This window comes from Priestia sp. JSM ZJ58, assembly GCF_044383985.1.
GTDB classification, from domain to species: Bacteria; Bacillota; Bacilli; order Bacillales; family Bacillaceae_H; genus Priestia; species Priestia zanthoxyli.
This window is the reverse complement of the sequence record NZ_JBISEM010000005.1, coordinates 63,621-79,834: the sequence shown is the minus strand read 5'-3', so window position 1 is coordinate 79,834 and position 16,214 is coordinate 63,621. Positions and strand designations below refer to the sequence as shown.

General features: G+C 38.6%; 17 protein-coding genes and 1 riboswitch. Of the genes, 11 read left to right on the top strand and 6 right to left on the bottom strand.

All coding sequences use genetic code 11. The annotated features are described in order from the left end of the window. Positions 1–12 precede the first annotated feature (12 nt). The 4 genes from ACH6EI_RS25265 to ACH6EI_RS25250 all read left to right on the top strand — a co-directional run bounded on the left by ACH6EI_RS25265 (position 13) and on the right by ACH6EI_RS25250 (position 6,183). Positions 13–840: an MIP/aquaporin family protein gene (locus tag ACH6EI_RS25265; protein ID WP_033580666.1), complete on the top strand. Its 828-nt coding sequence runs from the start codon at positions 13–15 to the stop codon at positions 838–840. A 67-nt stretch (positions 841–907) separates the two neighbouring features. Further along, the gene (glpK, locus tag ACH6EI_RS25260; protein WP_098999428.1) at positions 908–2,398 is read left to right on the top strand and encodes a glycerol kinase GlpK; all 1,491 of its coding nucleotides are present in this window, start codon (positions 908–910) and stop codon (positions 2,396–2,398) included. Between the two features lie 186 nt (positions 2,399–2,584). Further along, on the top strand, positions 2,585–4,264 hold the full coding sequence (locus ACH6EI_RS25255; protein ID WP_028412590.1) for a glycerol-3-phosphate dehydrogenase/oxidase: 1,680 nt from the start codon (positions 2,585–2,587) through the stop codon (positions 4,262–4,264). Between the two features lie 164 nt (positions 4,265–4,428). Continuing rightward, complete coding sequence (locus tag ACH6EI_RS25250; RefSeq protein ID WP_028412589.1) at positions 4,429–6,183, top strand: phospho-sugar mutase; 1,755 nt, start codon at positions 4,429–4,431, stop codon at positions 6,181–6,183. A 34-nt stretch (positions 6,184–6,217) separates the two neighbouring features. On the opposite strand, the gene ACH6EI_RS25245 is transcribed toward ACH6EI_RS25250, so the two are convergent. Both ACH6EI_RS25245 and ACH6EI_RS25240 read right to left on the bottom strand, forming a co-directional pair. Then, positions 6,218–6,826, bottom strand: a complete 609-nt coding sequence (locus ACH6EI_RS25245) for a biotin transporter BioY (RefSeq protein ID WP_014461709.1) — start codon at positions 6,824–6,826, stop codon at positions 6,218–6,220. Between the two features lie 210 nt (positions 6,827–7,036). Then, positions 7,037–7,288 (bottom strand): YhdB family protein, encoded by a 252-nt coding sequence (locus tag ACH6EI_RS25240; protein WP_013055267.1) that lies wholly within the window; start codon positions 7,286–7,288, stop codon positions 7,037–7,039. Between the two features lie 321 nt (positions 7,289–7,609). On the opposite strand from ACH6EI_RS25240, the gene ACH6EI_RS25235 reads away from it, so the two are divergent. From ACH6EI_RS25235 to ACH6EI_RS25225, 3 genes are all read left to right on the top strand, one after another. Next, positions 7,610–9,019, top strand: a complete 1,410-nt coding sequence (locus tag ACH6EI_RS25235) for a SpoVR family protein (RefSeq protein WP_014461707.1) — start codon at positions 7,610–7,612, stop codon at positions 9,017–9,019. A 126-nt stretch (positions 9,020–9,145) separates the two neighbouring features. Further along, positions 9,146–9,475, top strand: coding sequence for an antibiotic biosynthesis monooxygenase family protein (locus tag ACH6EI_RS25230; RefSeq protein WP_033580661.1), 330 nt, complete (start codon positions 9,146–9,148; stop codon positions 9,473–9,475). 66 nt (positions 9,476–9,541) lie between these two features. After that, on the top strand, positions 9,542–9,973 hold the full coding sequence (locus tag ACH6EI_RS25225; protein WP_013081642.1) for an Rrf2 family transcriptional regulator: 432 nt from the start codon (positions 9,542–9,544) through the stop codon (positions 9,971–9,973). 52 nt (positions 9,974–10,025) lie between these two features. Here the strand turns inward: ACH6EI_RS25225 and ACH6EI_RS25220 are convergent, their stop codons facing one another. Next, positions 10,026–11,021, bottom strand: coding sequence for an NADPH:quinone oxidoreductase family protein (locus ACH6EI_RS25220; RefSeq protein WP_028412585.1), 996 nt, complete (start codon positions 11,019–11,021; stop codon positions 10,026–10,028). 179 nt (positions 11,022–11,200) lie between these two features. Here ACH6EI_RS25220 and ACH6EI_RS25215 point away from each other — a divergent pair, with 179 nt between their 5' ends. Beyond that, the gene (locus tag ACH6EI_RS25215; RefSeq protein WP_028412584.1) at positions 11,201–12,145 is read left to right on the top strand and encodes a nucleoside hydrolase; all 945 of its coding nucleotides are present in this window, start codon (positions 11,201–11,203) and stop codon (positions 12,143–12,145) included. 34 nt (positions 12,146–12,179) lie between these two features. Here the strand turns inward: ACH6EI_RS25215 and ACH6EI_RS25210 are convergent, their stop codons facing one another. Genes ACH6EI_RS25210 through ACH6EI_RS25200 form a run of 3 tightly spaced genes read right to left on the bottom strand, consistent with a single transcriptional unit; the run spans position 12,180 to position 14,454 of the window. Then, positions 12,180–12,914 (bottom strand): amino acid ABC transporter ATP-binding protein, encoded by a 735-nt coding sequence (locus ACH6EI_RS25210; RefSeq protein ID WP_098112842.1) that lies wholly within the window; start codon positions 12,912–12,914, stop codon positions 12,180–12,182. A gap of 30 nt (positions 12,915–12,944) precedes the next feature. Beyond that, positions 12,945–13,649, bottom strand: a complete 705-nt coding sequence (locus ACH6EI_RS25205; RefSeq protein WP_013055275.1) for an amino acid ABC transporter permease — start codon at positions 13,647–13,649, stop codon at positions 12,945–12,947. Next, positions 13,633–14,454 (bottom strand): amino acid ABC transporter substrate-binding protein, encoded by an 822-nt coding sequence (locus tag ACH6EI_RS25200; protein ID WP_013081647.1) that lies wholly within the window; start codon positions 14,452–14,454, stop codon positions 13,633–13,635. The genes ACH6EI_RS25205 and ACH6EI_RS25200 overlap by 17 nt, the downstream gene beginning before the upstream one ends. A gap of 341 nt (positions 14,455–14,795) precedes the next feature. Here ACH6EI_RS25200 and ACH6EI_RS25195 point away from each other — a divergent pair, with 341 nt between their 5' ends. From ACH6EI_RS25195 to ACH6EI_RS25185, 3 genes are read left to right on the top strand one after another with little or no spacing between them, the layout of a single operon-like run. Next, positions 14,796–15,194, top strand: a complete 399-nt coding sequence (locus ACH6EI_RS25195; RefSeq protein WP_028412581.1) for a fluoride efflux transporter FluC — start codon at positions 14,796–14,798, stop codon at positions 15,192–15,194. Then, on the top strand, positions 15,195–15,581 hold the full coding sequence (gene crcB / locus ACH6EI_RS25190) for a fluoride efflux transporter CrcB (protein WP_028412580.1): 387 nt from the start codon (positions 15,195–15,197) through the stop codon (positions 15,579–15,581). A gap of 51 nt (positions 15,582–15,632) precedes the next feature. Then, complete coding sequence (locus ACH6EI_RS25185) at positions 15,633–15,848, top strand: hypothetical protein (protein ID WP_013055279.1); 216 nt, start codon at positions 15,633–15,635, stop codon at positions 15,846–15,848. Positions 15,849–16,006: 158 nt separating this feature from the next. After that, a riboswitch (TPP riboswitch) is annotated at positions 16,007–16,108 on the top strand. The last annotated feature ends 106 nt before the right edge of the window (positions 16,109–16,214 follow it).

Sequence of the window (16,214 nt, the reverse complement as noted above, 5' to 3'; positions counted from 1 at the left end):
GGAGGTATTTATATGCAAGCATTTTTAGGAGAAGTAATTGGAACAATGATACTAATTATCCTTGGCGCTGGTGTATGTGCGGGCGTCAATTTAAAAAAATCGTTTGCTGCTAATTCAGGATGGATTGTTATCACAATGGGGTGGGGAATGGCAGTAGCCATGGCAGCATATGCGGTTGGTAATATGAGTGGAGCACACTTAAACCCAGCGCTAACAGTAGCGCTTGCTATTACAGGTGATTTTCCATGGTCGCAAGTACCGATGTACATTTTAGCTCAGTTTATTGGAGCGATTCTTGGTGCAACAGTTGTTTATTTACACTATCTTCCACACTGGAAAGAAACAAAAGATGCTGGTACAAAACTAGGCGTATTTGCAACGGGGCCAGCAATTGCGAACCCATTTGCAAACGTTTTAAGTGAGGCGATTGGAACATTTGTATTAGTAGTAGGAATTTTAGCAATTGGAGCAAATAAATTTACAGATGGATTAAATCCTTTAGTAGTAGGATTTTTAATCGTAAGTATTGGTTTATCATTAGGAGGAACAACGGGGTATGCTATCAACCCTGCTCGTGATTTAGGACCTCGTATTGCTCATGCTATCTTGCCGATACCGGGTAAAGGCAGCTCGAACTGGAAATATGCTTGGGTGCCAGTAGTGGGGCCTCTATTAGGCGGATCAATTGGCGCAGTCTTTTATCAAGCAGCATTCTTAAATAAAATGTCTAACAGCTTATGGATTGTCTTAAGTATTGCAGTGATTGTTTTAGCGGTTATCTACGCGGTTTCTAAACAAAAAGCAGCGCAAATTCAATCAGCAGTAGTACCGAAAAAATGAATGCGCTTTACCATCTAACTATGTACAATAAAGAAACGACACTATACAGAGAATAGGGGATATTGATATGGAAAAATTTATTTTATCTTTAGACCAAGGAACAACGAGCTCACGAGCAATGTTATTTAATAAAAAAGGTGAAGTTGTGCATGTAGCTCAAAAAGAGTTTACACAGTACTTTCCAAAACCAGGTTGGGTAGAGCATAATGCAAGTGAAATTTGGGGTTCTATCCTTGCTGTTATTGCATCTTGTCTATCTGAGTCAGGCGTTCACGCGGACCAAATTGAAGCAATTGGGATTACCAATCAGCGTGAAACAGCCGTAGTATGGGAAAAAGCAACAGGAAAACCCGTGTATAATGCTATCGTATGGCAGTCTCGACAAACGTCTGGTATTTGTGAAGAGTTAAAAGCAAAAGGATTAAACGATACGTTCCGCGACAAAACGGGGTTATTAATTGACGCATACTTCTCTGGAACAAAAGTAAAGTGGATTTTAGATAACGTAGAAGGTGCACGAGAAAAAGCGGAAAACGGTGAATTGTTGTTCGGAACAATCGATACATGGTTAATTTGGAAGTTATCAGGCGGAAAAGCGCATGTAACGGATTACTCAAATGCCTCTCGCACGCTTATGTTCAATATCTACGATTTAAAATGGGATGATGAACTGCTAGATATTTTAGGAGTACCGAAATCTATGCTTCCAGAAGTAAAGCCTTCTTCTGAAGTATACGCTCATACAGTAGATTATCACTTCTTCGGTCAGAGCATTCCAATTGCGGGAGCAGCAGGAGATCAGCAAGCCGCTTTATTTGGACAAGCGTGCTATGAAAAAGGAATGGCGAAAAACACGTATGGAACAGGCTGCTTTATGCTCATGAATACAGGTGAAAAAGCAGTTAAGTCGGATCACGGTTTGTTAACTACATTAGCATGGGGGATCAACGGCAAAGTAGAATACGCGCTTGAAGGCAGTATTTTTGTAGCAGGATCTGCTATTCAGTGGCTTCGCGACGGTTTAAGAATGTTTAAAAATGCGTCTGAAACTGAAAACTATGCAACAAGAGTAGAATCGACAGACGGCGTATATATTGTGCCAGCTTTCGTAGGACTTGGAACACCTTATTGGGACAGCGATGTACGTGGAGCGATGTTTGGATTAACTCGCGGTACAAAAAAAGAACACTTTATCCGTGCAACGCTTGAATCATTAGCTTATCAAACAAGAGACGTATTAAGCGCGATGGAAGCAGACTCTGGAATTACATTAAAAACATTGCGTGTAGACGGAGGAGCAGTTAAGAATAATTTCTTAATGCAGTTCCAAAGTGATGTGTTAAATGTTCCTGTTGAGCGTCCTCAAGTGAATGAAACAACCGCTCTTGGGGCAGCATATTTAGCGGGTCTTGCGGTCGGCTACTGGAAAGATTGTGATGAAATTGCGAAGCAGTGGAATATGGAAAAATCTTTCGAACCAAATATGGAAGAAGAACAACGTGAAGAATTATATAGCGGCTGGAAAAAAGCCGTACATGCAACAATGGCTTTTAAGTAATTATTTGATGAAAATCCTTTAATTAAAAGCGCATGTATGATATAATGTATTCAAGTTAATAAATTGGTTGGAGAATCGGAGAGACCACAGATCCATATGTAGGCATACTATATATGTGATTTGTGGTCTCTCTTTTTGTATATTGGAAAATTTTGATATCTTTGAAAAATGAAAGGGGAATGACGTATGTTTTCAAGTCAAACACGTTCGAATAAATTGGTAGACATGACACAAAATCAATATGATTTATTAGTAATTGGTGGGGGAATTACTGGGTCAGGTATTGCACTTGATGCGACTCATCGAGGCATGAAAACGGCATTAGTTGAAATGCAGGATTTCGCAGCAGGAACATCTAGTCGTTCAACGAAGCTTGTTCACGGCGGTCTACGCTATTTAAAACAGTTTGAAGTTAAAATGGTAGCCGAAGTTGGTAAAGAACGTGCCATTGTATATGAAAATGGCCCTCATGTAACGACTCCGGAGTGGATGCTGTTACCTTTCCATACGGGTGGAACATTTGGGAAATTCTCAACTTCAATTGGACTGCGCGTATATGATTTCTTAGCAGGGGTAAAACGTGCAGAGCGCCGCAAAATGTTTAGCGCAGAAGAAACGCTTAGACGCGAGCCACTGGTGAAATCTAAAGAGTTAAAAGGCGGCGGTTACTACGTTGAATATAAAACAGATGATGCACGTTTAACGATTGAAGTAGCTAAAGAAGCTGCTGCAAGAGGAGCAGATTTAGTCAATTACACAAAAGTGGAAAACTTCATCTACGATAAAGGAAAAGTAGTAGGGGCTGTTGTTCGCGATCAGCTTACGAATAAAGAATATAATATCTATGCAAAAAAAATCGTCAACGCTGCAGGTCCATGGGTGGACACGCTGCGTGAAAAAGATAATTCAAAAAAAGGCAAGCAGCTTCAACTAACAAAAGGAATTCACTTAGTTATTGATCAAGAGCGCTTTCCGTTAAAACAAGCCATTTACTTTGATACACCTGACGGACGTATGGTATTTGCGATTCCGCGTGATGGAAAAACATACGTAGGCACAACAGACACGGTCTATAAAGAAGACGCTAGACATCCGCGTATGACTGTAAAAGACCGTCAATATGTTGTTGATGCAATTAACTATATGTTCCCAACGGTTGATATTACAGTAGACGACGTAGAATCAAGCTGGGCGGGTGTTCGTCCACTTATTCACGAACAAGGAAAAGATCCTTCTGAAATTTCGCGTAAAGATGAAATCTGGACATCAGAATCAGGTTTAATTACAATCGCTGGAGGGAAATTAACTGGGTACCGTAAAATGGCTGAAATTGTCGTAAATCGCGTAGCTGAAGATTTTAAAGCAGAAGGACGCGAATTTGAAAGCTGTCAAACTAAACATTTACCGATTTCTGGAGGTAATGTAGGAGGTTCAGGCGGGTTCCCAACGTTTGTAGAGCAAAAAGTCAAAGAAGGCATCAAACTAGGGTTATCACGTGACGCTGCTGAAAAGCTTGTAAAACGCTATGGCTCAAACGTAGACAAAGTATACCGCTACATGATTGAACGTCCGGATCAGCTAAAAAACAGCGATCTTCCAGCTAGTGTATTTTTGCAAATTCAATATGGTATCGAAGAAGAAATGGTTTCGAAACCAGTGGACTTCTTCATTCGACGTACGGGCGCTTTATTCTTTGATATCAACTGGGTAAGAAGCTGGAAAAAACAAGTGATTGCTCATATGGCCGAAGAGTTAAAGTGGACGCCTGAGCAAACAAAAACTTATACGGATGAATTAGAACAGCACCTTCATGACGCAGTTGTACCAGTAGATGAAAAAGTTAACCGTATGACAGGTATTTCATGATAAAATAAAAAAGTACCTCAAAATTTGTCAATACAGCCATAATATAATAGCAGGAAGTCAAATTTTGACGAAGAAATATAATATGACTGTTAAAAAAAGAGAAAGACGATTACTCGTTTTTCTCTTTTCATACATATTTACATTTATATAAGGGGGCTTTTTTTATGAGTTGGAAAGAAACGTATACATCTTGGATTAATCACCCAAATTTAGATCCTGAATTACGTCAAAATTTGGATGCAATCAAAGGTGATGAAAAACAATTAGAAGATAGTTTTTACAAAACATTGGAATTTGGAACAGGCGGAATGCGTGGAGAAATTGGAGCGGGTACAAACCGTATGAATACATATACAATCCGAAAAGCTTCTGAAGGCTTTGCTGAGTACATTAAACAAGCTGGCGAAGAAGCTATCAAGCAAGGCGTAGTCATTGCATATGATTCTCGCCACAAATCGCCTGAATTTGCGATGGAAGCAGCAAAAACATTAGCAAGCCACGGAATTAAAACGTATGTATTTGAAGAGCTAAGACCAACACCTGAACTTTCATTTGCAGTGCGTGAGTTAAACGCATTTGGAGGTATTGTTATTACAGCGAGCCACAATCCTCCTGAATATAATGGATACAAAGTATATGGTCCAGACGGTGGTCAGCTGCCGCCAAAAGAAGCTGATGAACTAGTTGGCTTTGTAAATGCTGTGGAAAATGAACTTACATTAGCTGTTCAATCTGAAGCGGAGCTAAAAGAAAAAGGTGTTATTGAAATGATTGGTTCAGCGATTGACGAAGCATACAATGAGAAGCTAAAAACGATCTTAATTAATCCAGAGCTAGCTTCTGAAATAGGTAAAGACTTAAAGGTAGTTTTTACACCTCTACATGGTACAGCTAATAAGCCAGTTCGCAACGCGCTTCAATCCATCGGTTACGGAAATGTTACGGTTATTGAAGAACAAGAACTTCCTGATCCGAATTTCTCGACGGTTAAATCTCCGAATCCTGAAGAGCCGGCTGCATTTGAATATGCTGTTCGTAAAGGAAAAGAAATTGATGCCGATATCTTAATCGCAACGGATCCAGATGCAGACCGTTTAGGAATTGCTGTCAAAGATCCAAGCGGCGAATATGCGTTATTAACAGGAAACCAAACCGGTGCTTTATTGCTTCACTATTTGCTTTCTCAAAAGAAAGAAAAAGGCGTGCTGCCTGCTAATGGCGTTGTGTTAAAAACGATTGTAACGTCAGAAATCGGCGCACAAATTGCTCGTTCATTTGGATTGCAAGTTGTTGACACTCTAACAGGTTTTAAATTTATCGGTGAAAAAATTAAGCAATATGAGCAAACGGGCGAGTATACATTCCAATTCGGCTATGAAGAAAGCTACGGCTATTTAATTGGTGACTTTGCTCGTGACAAAGACGCTGTACAAGCAGCCATTCTAGCGGTAGAAGCTTGTGCTTATTATAAAAAGCAGGGCATGACGCTATATGAAGCGCTTCAGCAAGTGTTTACTAAATATGGTTTCTATCGTGAAGGTCTGAAATCTTTAACGCTTAAAGGAAAAGAAGGATCTGAGCAAATTCAGCATATTTTGGCTACATTTAGAAATGAGCCTCCTACTGACATTGCAGGGTTAAATGTTTCGGTTGTAGAGGATTATACATTAAGTGAGCGCCAGCATATTAAAGCAGGAAAAGTAGAAGAGATTACATTACCAAAATCAAATGTATTAAAATATATCTTAGAGGACGGTTCTTGGTTCTGCCTTCGTCCGTCTGGTACAGAGCCAAAGGTGAAGTTCTATTTTGGCGTCGTGTCAGAAGATGAAGCAACGAGCATTGCCCATTTAGAAGCTGTACAAACAGCTGTAATGGGTGAAGTGGAGCATGTACTAGATAAAGTGAAAACGGTATAAAAATAAAGCCTGCTCAAACTTGAGCAGGCTTCTTTTAGGATACTTTATTTGATTGCGTATTTGACAAATATGAAGAAGATCGTAGGGCTTTATAAATTCTCGGAGCAAGCATAGCCCCAAGAACAGTGAAAATAAGATCCTTTACGGCAAACCACGACATAATCTTCCAAGCAGCTGCGTATGTCATTGCAGGAGCTTCAAGCCAGTAGTTAACCGCTATATACATATACGTAGTACCAATTAAATAAATAACGGCAATACCAACTAGCGATGAAATTAAAAAGATAGAAAAAGTCGGCTTGCCGCGCATTTCCATAATTTTTCCTGTGATAAATGCAGCGACAATATAAGAAAGCAAAAAGCCGCCGGTGCTTCCAAATAAAATACCAATTCCTGCTTTAAATTGAGCAAATACCGGAGCGCCGGCAATGCCAATTAATACATATACAATCATCGAAATAGAACCCATTCGGCTCCCAAGTAAAAGTCCTGCTAATATAACAAAAAAAGGCTGAAGCGAAAGAGGCACGCCGCCTACTTGTAAAAAAGGTGCCCAAGAAGTAATGTTTGCACCAATAGCCATAAGAGCTGCAAACATACCAGCTAATGTTAAATCTAATGTGCGAAACCTTTTAGTATTCATATATGTTCCTCCCAGTATGTACTGAAATATCTTAGCGTATGTACTGAAGATTGTACGTCGAATTCACTTTTATGTCAACGATAAAAATAAATATGTTTACATATATTATTTGATGTTTTTTGAAATAAAATATGCATATTTTTAGTGCAACATAAAAAAATAAAGAAGGGAATTCATCCCTTCTTTGTCCAAGTGTGTGTATCAAAAATACTAGTACAATGATTCTTCCAGAAGCTCCGGGTTGTGCTCCGAATATTCCGTTGCATGATCAATGTAGCGTAGTAAAGAATAGAGCTCTTCTTGAATGATGCGGTAGTTTCGTTCAAAATTGTAGGCGTGCAAAAAATGTTCAATCTTTTTTGAAAGAAAATCGTCGTCTGTTCGAACCATTAAAATTAATAAGTTATCCCATTGTGAACGGTGTGTGTAATATAAAGCTCGATCATAATCAATTACATCCATTAATAACGTTCCTCCTTTTGAGGAGTTGAAATTAGTGTATGATATTTGCGGGAATTCTTACGCTGTAAATGTTGGGCAAAAGACCAGTGCATAATTAAAAGAGGTTGTAGTCATTATGTAAGAAGAATAAACGTACAGCACCAGCTAAATGATAAGAAAGGCAAAGAATGATGCAGCGTAACACTTAAATTACATCCATTATTTAAGACAACTAAATAAAAATCCCCTTTTCTTGAAAAAATAAAGCTTCTTTTTGATGAAAACACATGAATTGACATGTTTGTACATAGATTGAAGTAAGGAGTGAAAGGGGGAGCTGTCGTGAAAGAAGCAGATTATAAGCAATTATACCGTGCGATTGATGAAATTACGGAAATAGCTAGCGGTTTCGGCCTGGATTTTTATCCGATGCGCTATGAAATTTGCCCGGCAGATATTATTTATACGTTTGGTGCATATGGGATGCCAACTCGTTTTTCACATTGGAGCTTTGGAAAACAATTTTACAAAATGAAATTACACTACGATCTTGGATTGAGTAAAATTTATGAATTAGTTATCAATTCAGATCCTTGTTATGCATTTTTATTGGATTCCAATGCGCTTATTCAAAATAAATTAATTGTAGCTCACGTGTTAGCTCACTGTGACTTCTTTAAAAATAACAGCCGTTTTGCCAACACGAAACGGGATATGGTAGAAAGTATGGCAGCGACCGCTGATCGAATTAAAGAATACGAAGTAAAGCACGGTAAGCGTGAAGTAGAAAAGTTTTTGGATGCTGTCTTATCGATTCAGGAACATATTGATCCGTCTCTTATGCGTGCCAAGCTTTCTTGGAGCATAGATGATGTAGAATCATCGGAAGAAGAAATCATTTCTCCTTATGATGATTTATGGAATTTGGATTATAAAGAAAAGAAAAAACCAAAACCTCCAAAGTCTTTTAAAAAATTTCCGCCTCAGCCTGAAAAAGACATCTTATTATTTATTGAAGAATACAGTCCTTATTTAGAGGATTGGCAGCGGGATATTTTAACGATGATGCGAGAAGAAATGCTTTATTTCTGGCCGCAGCTTGAAACAAAAATTATGAATGAAGGCTGGGCTTCTTTCTGGCATCAACGCATTATTCGAGAAATGGACTTAACGAGTGATGAAGCGATAGAATTCGCGAAGCTAAATGCAGGGGTTGTGCAGCCGTCCAAGACGGGAATCAATCCATATTATTTGGGATTAAAAATCTTTGAAGACATTGAAGAACGCTACAACAATCCAACCGAAGATATGATTCGCCGGGGCGTCGAGCCCGGGTCAGGAAGAGAGAAGATGTTTGAGGTACGTGAGGTTGAATCAGATATTTCCTTTATCCGCAATTACTTAACAAAAGATTTAGTTATGCGGGAGGATATGTACTTATTCCAAAAACAAGGAAAAGACTATAAAATCGTCGATAAAGAGTGGACAGAAGTTAGAGATCAGCTTGTTAATATGCGCGTAAACGGAGGATTTCCTTACATCACAGTAACCAATGGAGACTATTTAAAAAATGGAGAGCTCTATTTAAAACACTGGTATGAAGGAATTGAATTAGATGTTAAATACTTAGAAAAAGTGGTACCGTACGTTCATCAGCTTTGGGGCCGACCGGTTCATTTAGAAACGATGATGGAAGGCAAGCCAATTGCCTTCACGTATGATGGGAAGACAGTGCATCGAAAACATTTATAAAAAGGAGACCGCTTAAACAGCGGTCTTTTTGTGCTTCTGTAATTTTATTATCCATATAAATTGAAAAAATAAAATTACTATGCAATAATTTGGTGAGAATCATTTTCATTTAGAAAGGGAGATAAGATGTTTGTTGTAAACGCAAGTTTTGAAACGGAAAAGAAATTTGAAGAACGGCTCAAGCAAAAAGCTAAGAAAAACAAAACAGAAATTGAGGAAGCCAAAGGAAATTTATCGTTCGAATGCTGGAAAAAAGATTCCGCGGATAAAGTCGAATATATCTTTGTATCCAAGTGGGAAGAAAAACAGTTCTTTCAAGCTTGGATTTCAAGAGAAGAACATGTGAATGAACATAAAGAAGCGAATAAAAAGAAAACGAAAGCATTTTCTGAAGCTATGGAAATCAAGAAAACGCTGCGTTTTTATGAGGCGGTAGAAGAAGACATTCTTTCCTAAAAAAGCACGCTTGACTTTCATAAATGTTGTAACTATAATGATTACAACAAAATAGGAGTGAGAGTAATGAAAATTAGCAGTCGATTCACCGTGGCCGTTCACATACTGTCTTTAATTAAAGTAGATAGCAGTCATCCTAGTACTTCAGAGTGGATTGCTAGCAGTGTAAATACAAATCCTGTTGTTATAAGACGAGTAATTGGGATGTTAAAGAAAGCTGGACTTGTGGGCGTAAAAGCCGGAGCTGGCGGAGCTTATCTATTGAAAGATTTAGAAGAGATAACGTTGTTAGACGTTTATCGAGCGGTAGCGGCTGTGGAAGAAGGAGAATTGTTTCAAATGCATGAAAATCCGAATGTGGAGTGTCCTGTAGGAGCCAATATTCAAAGTGTCCTTGAATTGATTTTAAAACGTTCTCAAGATGCCATGGAACAAGTCTTAGCCGATGTGACGATGAAAGAATTAGTGACGGATTTAATAGCAAAAATAGATGCATAATAACATGCGTCTGTTCGTAAAAAAACGGAGAAACCCAGGTTTCTCCGTTTTTTTATAGCTTCACAATTGTTCGTCCTCGAGCTTGTCCTTTTAATAAAGTAGGAAGAACCTGAGGGAGATCTTGTAAAGAAACTTCCTGCTGAATGAAAGGTTCGAAGCTTTCAGGTTTAAAGTCATTAGCGAGTCTATTCCAAATCTCTTTTCGAGTAGGCATTGGACAGTAAACAGAATCGATGCCGAGTAAATTAATCCCTCTCAAAATGAAGGGAAAGACCGTTGTTGGCACTTTGCCTCCAGCTGTTAGCCCGCTGACCGCTACAGAGCCTCCGTACTGAATTTGACTGAGGACAGAAGCTAGGGGCTCTCCACCCACAGGATCCACTGCAGCGGCCCATTTTTGCTTGCCTAATGCTTTTAATTTGCCGTTATAAACGTCTTCACGCGCTACAATAGAGGAAGCGCCAAGCTCTTTCAAATAAGCTGCTTCCGAGCTTTTTCCTGTACTTGCTTCCACTGTGTAGCCTAATTTTGAAAGAATGGCAACCGCAAAGCTTCCTACACCTCCCGTAGCCCCTGTTACAAGCACAGAGCCGTTAGATGGACTAGTATGGTTTTCCTCTAAGCGATGCACAGATAAAGCAGCTGTAAAGCCAGCTGTTCCGATAATCATTGCTTCTTTTAACGTCAAATTTTCAGGAAGAGGGACAATCCATTCGCTGCGTAAGCGCGCATACTCACTGTAGCCTCCAAAGTGTGATACGCCAATGTCATAGCTTGTTGCGATGACACGATCACCTTCTTTAAAATCAGGGCTGTCAGAAGATACAACGATTCCTGCTAGGTCAATACCTGGAACAAACGGATAGCTTGTCACAATATTGCCGTTTGCGATGCTGGCTAAGCTATCTTTATAATTCACCCCTGAATAATGAACGCGAATAAGTACATCGCCTTCTGGCAAATCGTTTAGCGTCAGTTCTTGGACAGACGCCTCCACTTGTTCTTCACCTGTTTTATCTACTACTAATGCTGAAAATGATTGCTTCATTTTATTTCTCCTTTCTATACTGAGATGTATATGCCTATACATAGATTACCTTATTTCTATACCCATTATAGAAAATAGTAAAAGAAGTTCATAATACTTTGATTACCAAAGAGGCCATTTCATTATAAAATAGCGGTACAGCTATTACGTAGCGATACATAGAAAAGAGGAGAAGAGACATGAGCACAAACATATATTTTAACCATGATGCAGGGATTGATGATTTAGTATCCCTTTTTTTACTGCTGCAAATGGATGATGTAAAGGTAACGGGGGTATCTGTCATTCCTGCTGACGGATACTTAGAGCCAGGTATCAGCGCAAGCCAAAAAATTATTGATCGTTTTGGAAGTTATGATATCGAGGTAGCCAAATCTACTTCACGTGGTATGAACCCATTTCCAAAAGAATGGCGCATGCATACGTTTTATGTAGATGCACTGCCAATTTTAAATGAAAAAGGGAAAGTGCAAACAAAAATAAGTCAGCTGCCTGCTCATGATCATTTAATTGAAACATTGCAGCACACAGACGGAAAAACGACTTTATTATTTACAGGACCGCTAACTGATTTGGCAAGAGCACTTGAAAAAGCGCCTGAAATAGAAGAGAAAATTGATAAGTTAGTGTGGATGGGCGGTACATTTCAAGAAGTAGGAAATGTGCAGGAGCCTGAACATGATGGAACGGCGGAATGGAATGCTTTTTGGGATCCAGAAGCAGTAGCAAGAGTATGGGAAAGCAGCATTAAAATTGAGATGGTTGCTTTAGAAAGCACGAATCAAGTTCCATTAACGCCGGCTATTCGCCAAATGTGGGCTTCACTTCGCAGGTATGAAGGAGTAGACTTTGTAGGGCAGTGCTACGCGGCTTGCCCGCCGCTTGTGCATGTTGAAACCAATTCGACTTATTATTTGTGGGACGTACTCACAACAGCATTTACAGGGAATTCAACACTTGTGAAGGTAAAAACCGTTTCGAGTATTGTGTATACAGAAACACCAAGACAAGGAAGAACAGAAATTTCTGAAGAGGGACGACCTGTAGACGTCGTGTATGACGTCACAGCTGAAGCATTCTTTACGTACATTACAGATTTAATGAAAAAAGCAGTAGCCAAATAAAGAAAAAGGTTGCACGTGAAAATGTGCAACCTTTTTAATGAATCATATTCAAGAATTGACGTGTCCGCTCTTGTTGAGGATTTGAAAATATTTGATCCGGTGTACCTCTTTCCATAATGACACCTTGATCCATAAAAATAACTTCATCTGCTACTTCACGGGCAAAGCGCATTTCATGAGTTACCACCACCATCGTCATTCCTTCTTTTGCCAGGTCTTTCATCGCTTGAAGAACGTCTCCTACAAGCTCAGGGTCAAGAGCTGAAGTAGGCTCATCAAATAGCATAACTTTTGGGTCCATCGCCATTGCTCTGGCGATGCCAACACGCTGTTGTTGTCCGCCAGACAGCTGGAAAGGGTAAAAGTCGAGCTTATCGCCTAAGCCAACGCGTGTTAACAATTCTTTACCTCTTTTTTCTGCCTCTTGAGTAGAAACGCCTTTTACAATTACAGGACCTTCCATAACATTTTCAAGCGCACTTTTATGAGGAAATAAGTTATAGTTTTGAAAGACCATACCTGTTAGGCTTCGAAATGAAGTAATGTCTTTTTTACGAACAGGTTTGTTGAAATTCATGCTTTTTTTATCAAGTTCAATCGTGCCGTCTGTTGGGATTTCTAAAAGATTTAAGCAACGTAAAAAAGTAGTTTTACCCGATCCAGAAGGACCAATTAATACAATTACCTTGCCCTGTTCAACTTCTAAATCAATCCCTTTTAATACTTGCAAATCACCGAATGATTTATGCAAATTTTTGATATTAATCATATGAAAAACTCCTTTAGCTACTCGAAACGGTTATTTAGATACGTAACGATCTAGTCTTATTTCAATGCGTCCTTGGATAATGGATAAGATTGTACACATAATCCAGTACAAGAGCGCTGCTTCACTATAAAGAAGTAAAAATTCATAGTTAGTCGAAGCAATTTCTTGAGCTTTACGGAACATCTCAGAAACAAGAATAAGCGATGCAAGTGACGTATCTTTAATAAGGCTAATAAAAGAGTTAGATAATGGCGGAATCGATACACGTGCTGCTTGCGGTAAAATAATCCGTCTTAACGCTTGGGAATAGGTCATACCAAGTGAGTAGCCAGCTTCCCACTGTCCTTTAGGAATAGATTGAATCGCTGCTCGGATAATTTCAGATGCATACGCACCTACACTTAATGAAAATCCAATAATAGCAGAGATAAATGGGTCAATTGTTATATCTAAATTGGGTAAGCCGTAGAAAATAATAAATAATTGCACAAGCAGCGGTGTACCTCGAATAATCGATACATAGATGCGCGCAATTATATTTAAAACTTTTATAGATGATAAACGAGCCAAGGCTGTTAAGACAGCTAAAATGATACCGAGTACAAACGTGATTAATGTTAGTGGAATAGAATATTGAATAGCTCCCTTTAGCATTGGTAAGAGAGATGATTGAGCGATTGAAATCAATTGATTCAATCGCTCTCCATCAGGAAAAATATTATTTAGGAGAAACATCTTCGCCAAACCATTTCTTAGAAATTTTTGCGTATGTTCCGTCTTTTTTCATATCTTTCAATGCTTTGTTTACTTCATCCACTAACTTACCGCTGTCTTTTCTAAACATAAAGCCGCTTGCAGCACCATCGGATTTTTCATCCGCGATTTTGATAGGTGCGTTAGGGTGCTTTTTCTTATAGTCAAGGAACGATAATTTATCGTTGATTGTAGCATCAACACGGTTTGCGCTCATTAGTTCTACTGCTTGAGCAAAACCTTCAGCACTCGTAATGTTTGCACCATAAGATTGAGCCATGTCTTTGTAGTTACTTGTTAATGACTGTGCTGATTTTTTTCCTTTTAAATCTTTAAATGATTTGATATCTTTTTCGTCTTTACGAACAATTAATACGGCGCCTGACTGGATGTATGGGTCAGAGAAATCGTATTTCTTTTGACGATCTTCACGAATACCCACTTCATTAGCAATCATGTCAAAGCGTTTAGCATCTAATCCGGCAAACATGCCATCCCACTGTGTTTCTTTGAACTCAGCTTTTACGCCAAGACGTTTAGCTACTTCTTGAGCCAATTCTACATCAAACCCAGTTAGCTTTTGTTTGTCATCATGAAAAGTGAACGGAGGGTATGTACCTTCAGTTCCAATTGTTAATACGCCATCTTTTTTCACTTTATTATATAAATCCTCTTGTGAAGATTTATTGTCTCCATTGTTTGCTTCATTTTTTGAGCTAGAACCGCATGCGGCAAGCACAACTGTGAAAGCTAATAGTAGCGACAAAAGTGCAGCAAATTTCTTCATTTTCTAAACCCCCTAGTATTCTGATAGGAAATGATACTCTGTGATACTAAACAAGAACACAGCAAAAGTCAACAAAAAAAACTTATACGATTAATGTGACTTAAAATAAGGGAAATATACCTTCTATACACGGTTTGTCATAAGGATACAGAAAGATTTTAAAATTTGGATTAAGTGGATTTTTAAGGGATATTTGAGGAGTAAAAAGGAAGTTTCATGCGACGATTTTCTCTTTCATTTTTTCATGACTTTTGGTGCAATAAACATATAGTTAAATGTTAAGGTAGAAATAAATTCCTTATGGTACACTTAAAGAAGAATTTATGAAACGGAGCGATATGATGAAAGCCATAAACTTAATCTCAATTGCCTTTGGTGCTATCGCTGGTACATATGCGCGTTATTTGCTAAATCTTTCCTTATTATATACGGGCTATCCAATAGGAACGGTAATTGAAAACCTATTAGGAAGCTTCATACTAGGCCTATTAACAGGATTTTTTGCGTGGAAAAAGCCAAAAGAATGGATAAAGCTTGGACTAGGAGTTGGCGTGTGCGGCGGTTTTACAACGTATTCAACCTTTGCAGGAGACGTCATTTCTCTCACTCAGCACCATTTATTTTGGGGAGCCATTTATGTCATTGTCTCTTTAGTAGGTGGAATCCTTCTTGCTTTAGCAGGCTATCTATGCGGTGAAGCGGCAGGGAAAAATTTAGTGAAAGTACATGAGGTGAAGTAAATGAGCATAGTGAGCTTGGCACTTGGCGGGGCAGCTGGAGGAATATGCCGTTATCTTTTGGGTTTAAAAGTTACAAAAACAGTTTCAAACCCTCCTTTTCCAGTCTCAATGCTGTTTGTAAACTTGCTCGGTGCGTTTGGGCTTGGTCTTTTTTACGGTAGTTATTATGGAAAGGTTCCGAGTCATGCTTATGATGATTCAATATTTTTAATGATTGGCATTGGGTTTTTTGGTGCCTTTACCACTTTTTCAACGTTTAGTGTGGAAACCGTACAGTTAATTCGGGAAAAATCTTATCGGAAAATGTTGGCGTACGTGGGGATTTCAGCATTTGGAACAGTTGGTTTATTTACAGTCGGTTTACTGGCAGGAACGTTTTTATTATAAGTAAAGAGAACGTTTCTAGTAGGGAAAAACAAAAAGACGGAGAAGTAGAGAATGGATAGAAAAGCAGAAGTTTGGAAATACATTTTGTTGATTGTAGCTGTTGCAGGTCAGATCATTGGTTTTTTATTTTTATTTATAAATGTTGTGGCGGCATTTATTTTTTACGGTTTTTATATTCTAACTTTTATTATGTTACTCCTGCTGTTTATATGGGATCGGAAAAAGGAAAAAGACAAAGAAGAATTTGACGACTATACCGATTACTAACTATATAAAAAGCAGAATGATTCGGTGCGCCGGGCCTCTTAGTAAAGAAGCTTAAAAGATACATCTATAAAAGGAAGAGAGCCGTAAGAGCATAAAGAGATATTGTATTTACATCTAGTTGTGTTATAATTTTAAGTGCAAAAACAAAATCAATAAATAGCAATCACTAGGGGAGCTTTTTGAAGCTGAGACGGATGTATTTCGGACCCTTTGAACCTGATCTGGTTTGGACCAGCGTAGGGAAGTGGCGATCATGTTTACATAACGATGCATGCTAACCACTCTACGTTGTAGAGTGGTTTTTTGTATGTAATAAAGCCCTCTGCACAAGATGAAGTGATTGAAATTTCTCTTTATTCTGAATGG

What these genes read in the sequence shown, in the direction of transcription:
- ACH6EI_RS25195 (WP_028412581.1), top strand. Translation starts at nt 14,796, where the DNA reads ATGAAAGCCATAAACTTAATCTCAATTGCCTTTGGTGCTATCGCTGGT.
- glpK (WP_098999428.1), top strand. Translation starts at nt 908, where the DNA reads ATGGAAAAATTTATTTTATCTTTAGACCAAGGAACAACGAGCTCACGA.
- ACH6EI_RS25205 (WP_013055275.1), bottom strand. Translation starts at nt 13,649, where the DNA reads ATGTTTCTCCTAAATAATATTTTTCCTGATGGAGAGCGATTGAATCAA.
- ACH6EI_RS25245 (WP_014461709.1), bottom strand. Translation starts at nt 6,826, where the DNA reads ATGAATACTAAAAGGTTTCGCACATTAGATTTAACATTAGCTGGTATG.
- crcB (WP_028412580.1), top strand. Translation starts at nt 15,195, where the DNA reads ATGAGCATAGTGAGCTTGGCACTTGGCGGGGCAGCTGGAGGAATATGC.
- ACH6EI_RS25225 (WP_013081642.1), top strand. Translation starts at nt 9,542, where the DNA reads ATGAAAATTAGCAGTCGATTCACCGTGGCCGTTCACATACTGTCTTTA.
- ACH6EI_RS25265 (WP_033580666.1), top strand. Translation starts at nt 13, where the DNA reads ATGCAAGCATTTTTAGGAGAAGTAATTGGAACAATGATACTAATTATC.
- ACH6EI_RS25215 (WP_028412584.1), top strand. Translation starts at nt 11,201, where the DNA reads ATGAGCACAAACATATATTTTAACCATGATGCAGGGATTGATGATTTA.
- ACH6EI_RS25185 (WP_013055279.1), top strand. Translation starts at nt 15,633, where the DNA reads ATGGATAGAAAAGCAGAAGTTTGGAAATACATTTTGTTGATTGTAGCT.
- ACH6EI_RS25210 (WP_098112842.1), bottom strand. Translation starts at nt 12,914, where the DNA reads ATGATTAATATCAAAAATTTGCATAAATCATTCGGTGATTTGCAAGTA.
- ACH6EI_RS25240 (WP_013055267.1), bottom strand. Translation starts at nt 7,288, where the DNA reads ATGGATGTAATTGATTATGATCGAGCTTTATATTACACACACCGTTCA.
- ACH6EI_RS25230 (WP_033580661.1), top strand. Translation starts at nt 9,146, where the DNA reads ATGTTTGTTGTAAACGCAAGTTTTGAAACGGAAAAGAAATTTGAAGAA.
- ACH6EI_RS25255 (WP_028412590.1), top strand. Translation starts at nt 2,585, where the DNA reads ATGTTTTCAAGTCAAACACGTTCGAATAAATTGGTAGACATGACACAA.
- ACH6EI_RS25200 (WP_013081647.1), bottom strand. Translation starts at nt 14,454, where the DNA reads ATGAAGAAATTTGCTGCACTTTTGTCGCTACTATTAGCTTTCACAGTT.
- ACH6EI_RS25250 (WP_028412589.1), top strand. Translation starts at nt 4,429, where the DNA reads ATGAGTTGGAAAGAAACGTATACATCTTGGATTAATCACCCAAATTTA.
- ACH6EI_RS25220 (WP_028412585.1), bottom strand. Translation starts at nt 11,021, where the DNA reads ATGAAGCAATCATTTTCAGCATTAGTAGTAGATAAAACAGGTGAAGAA.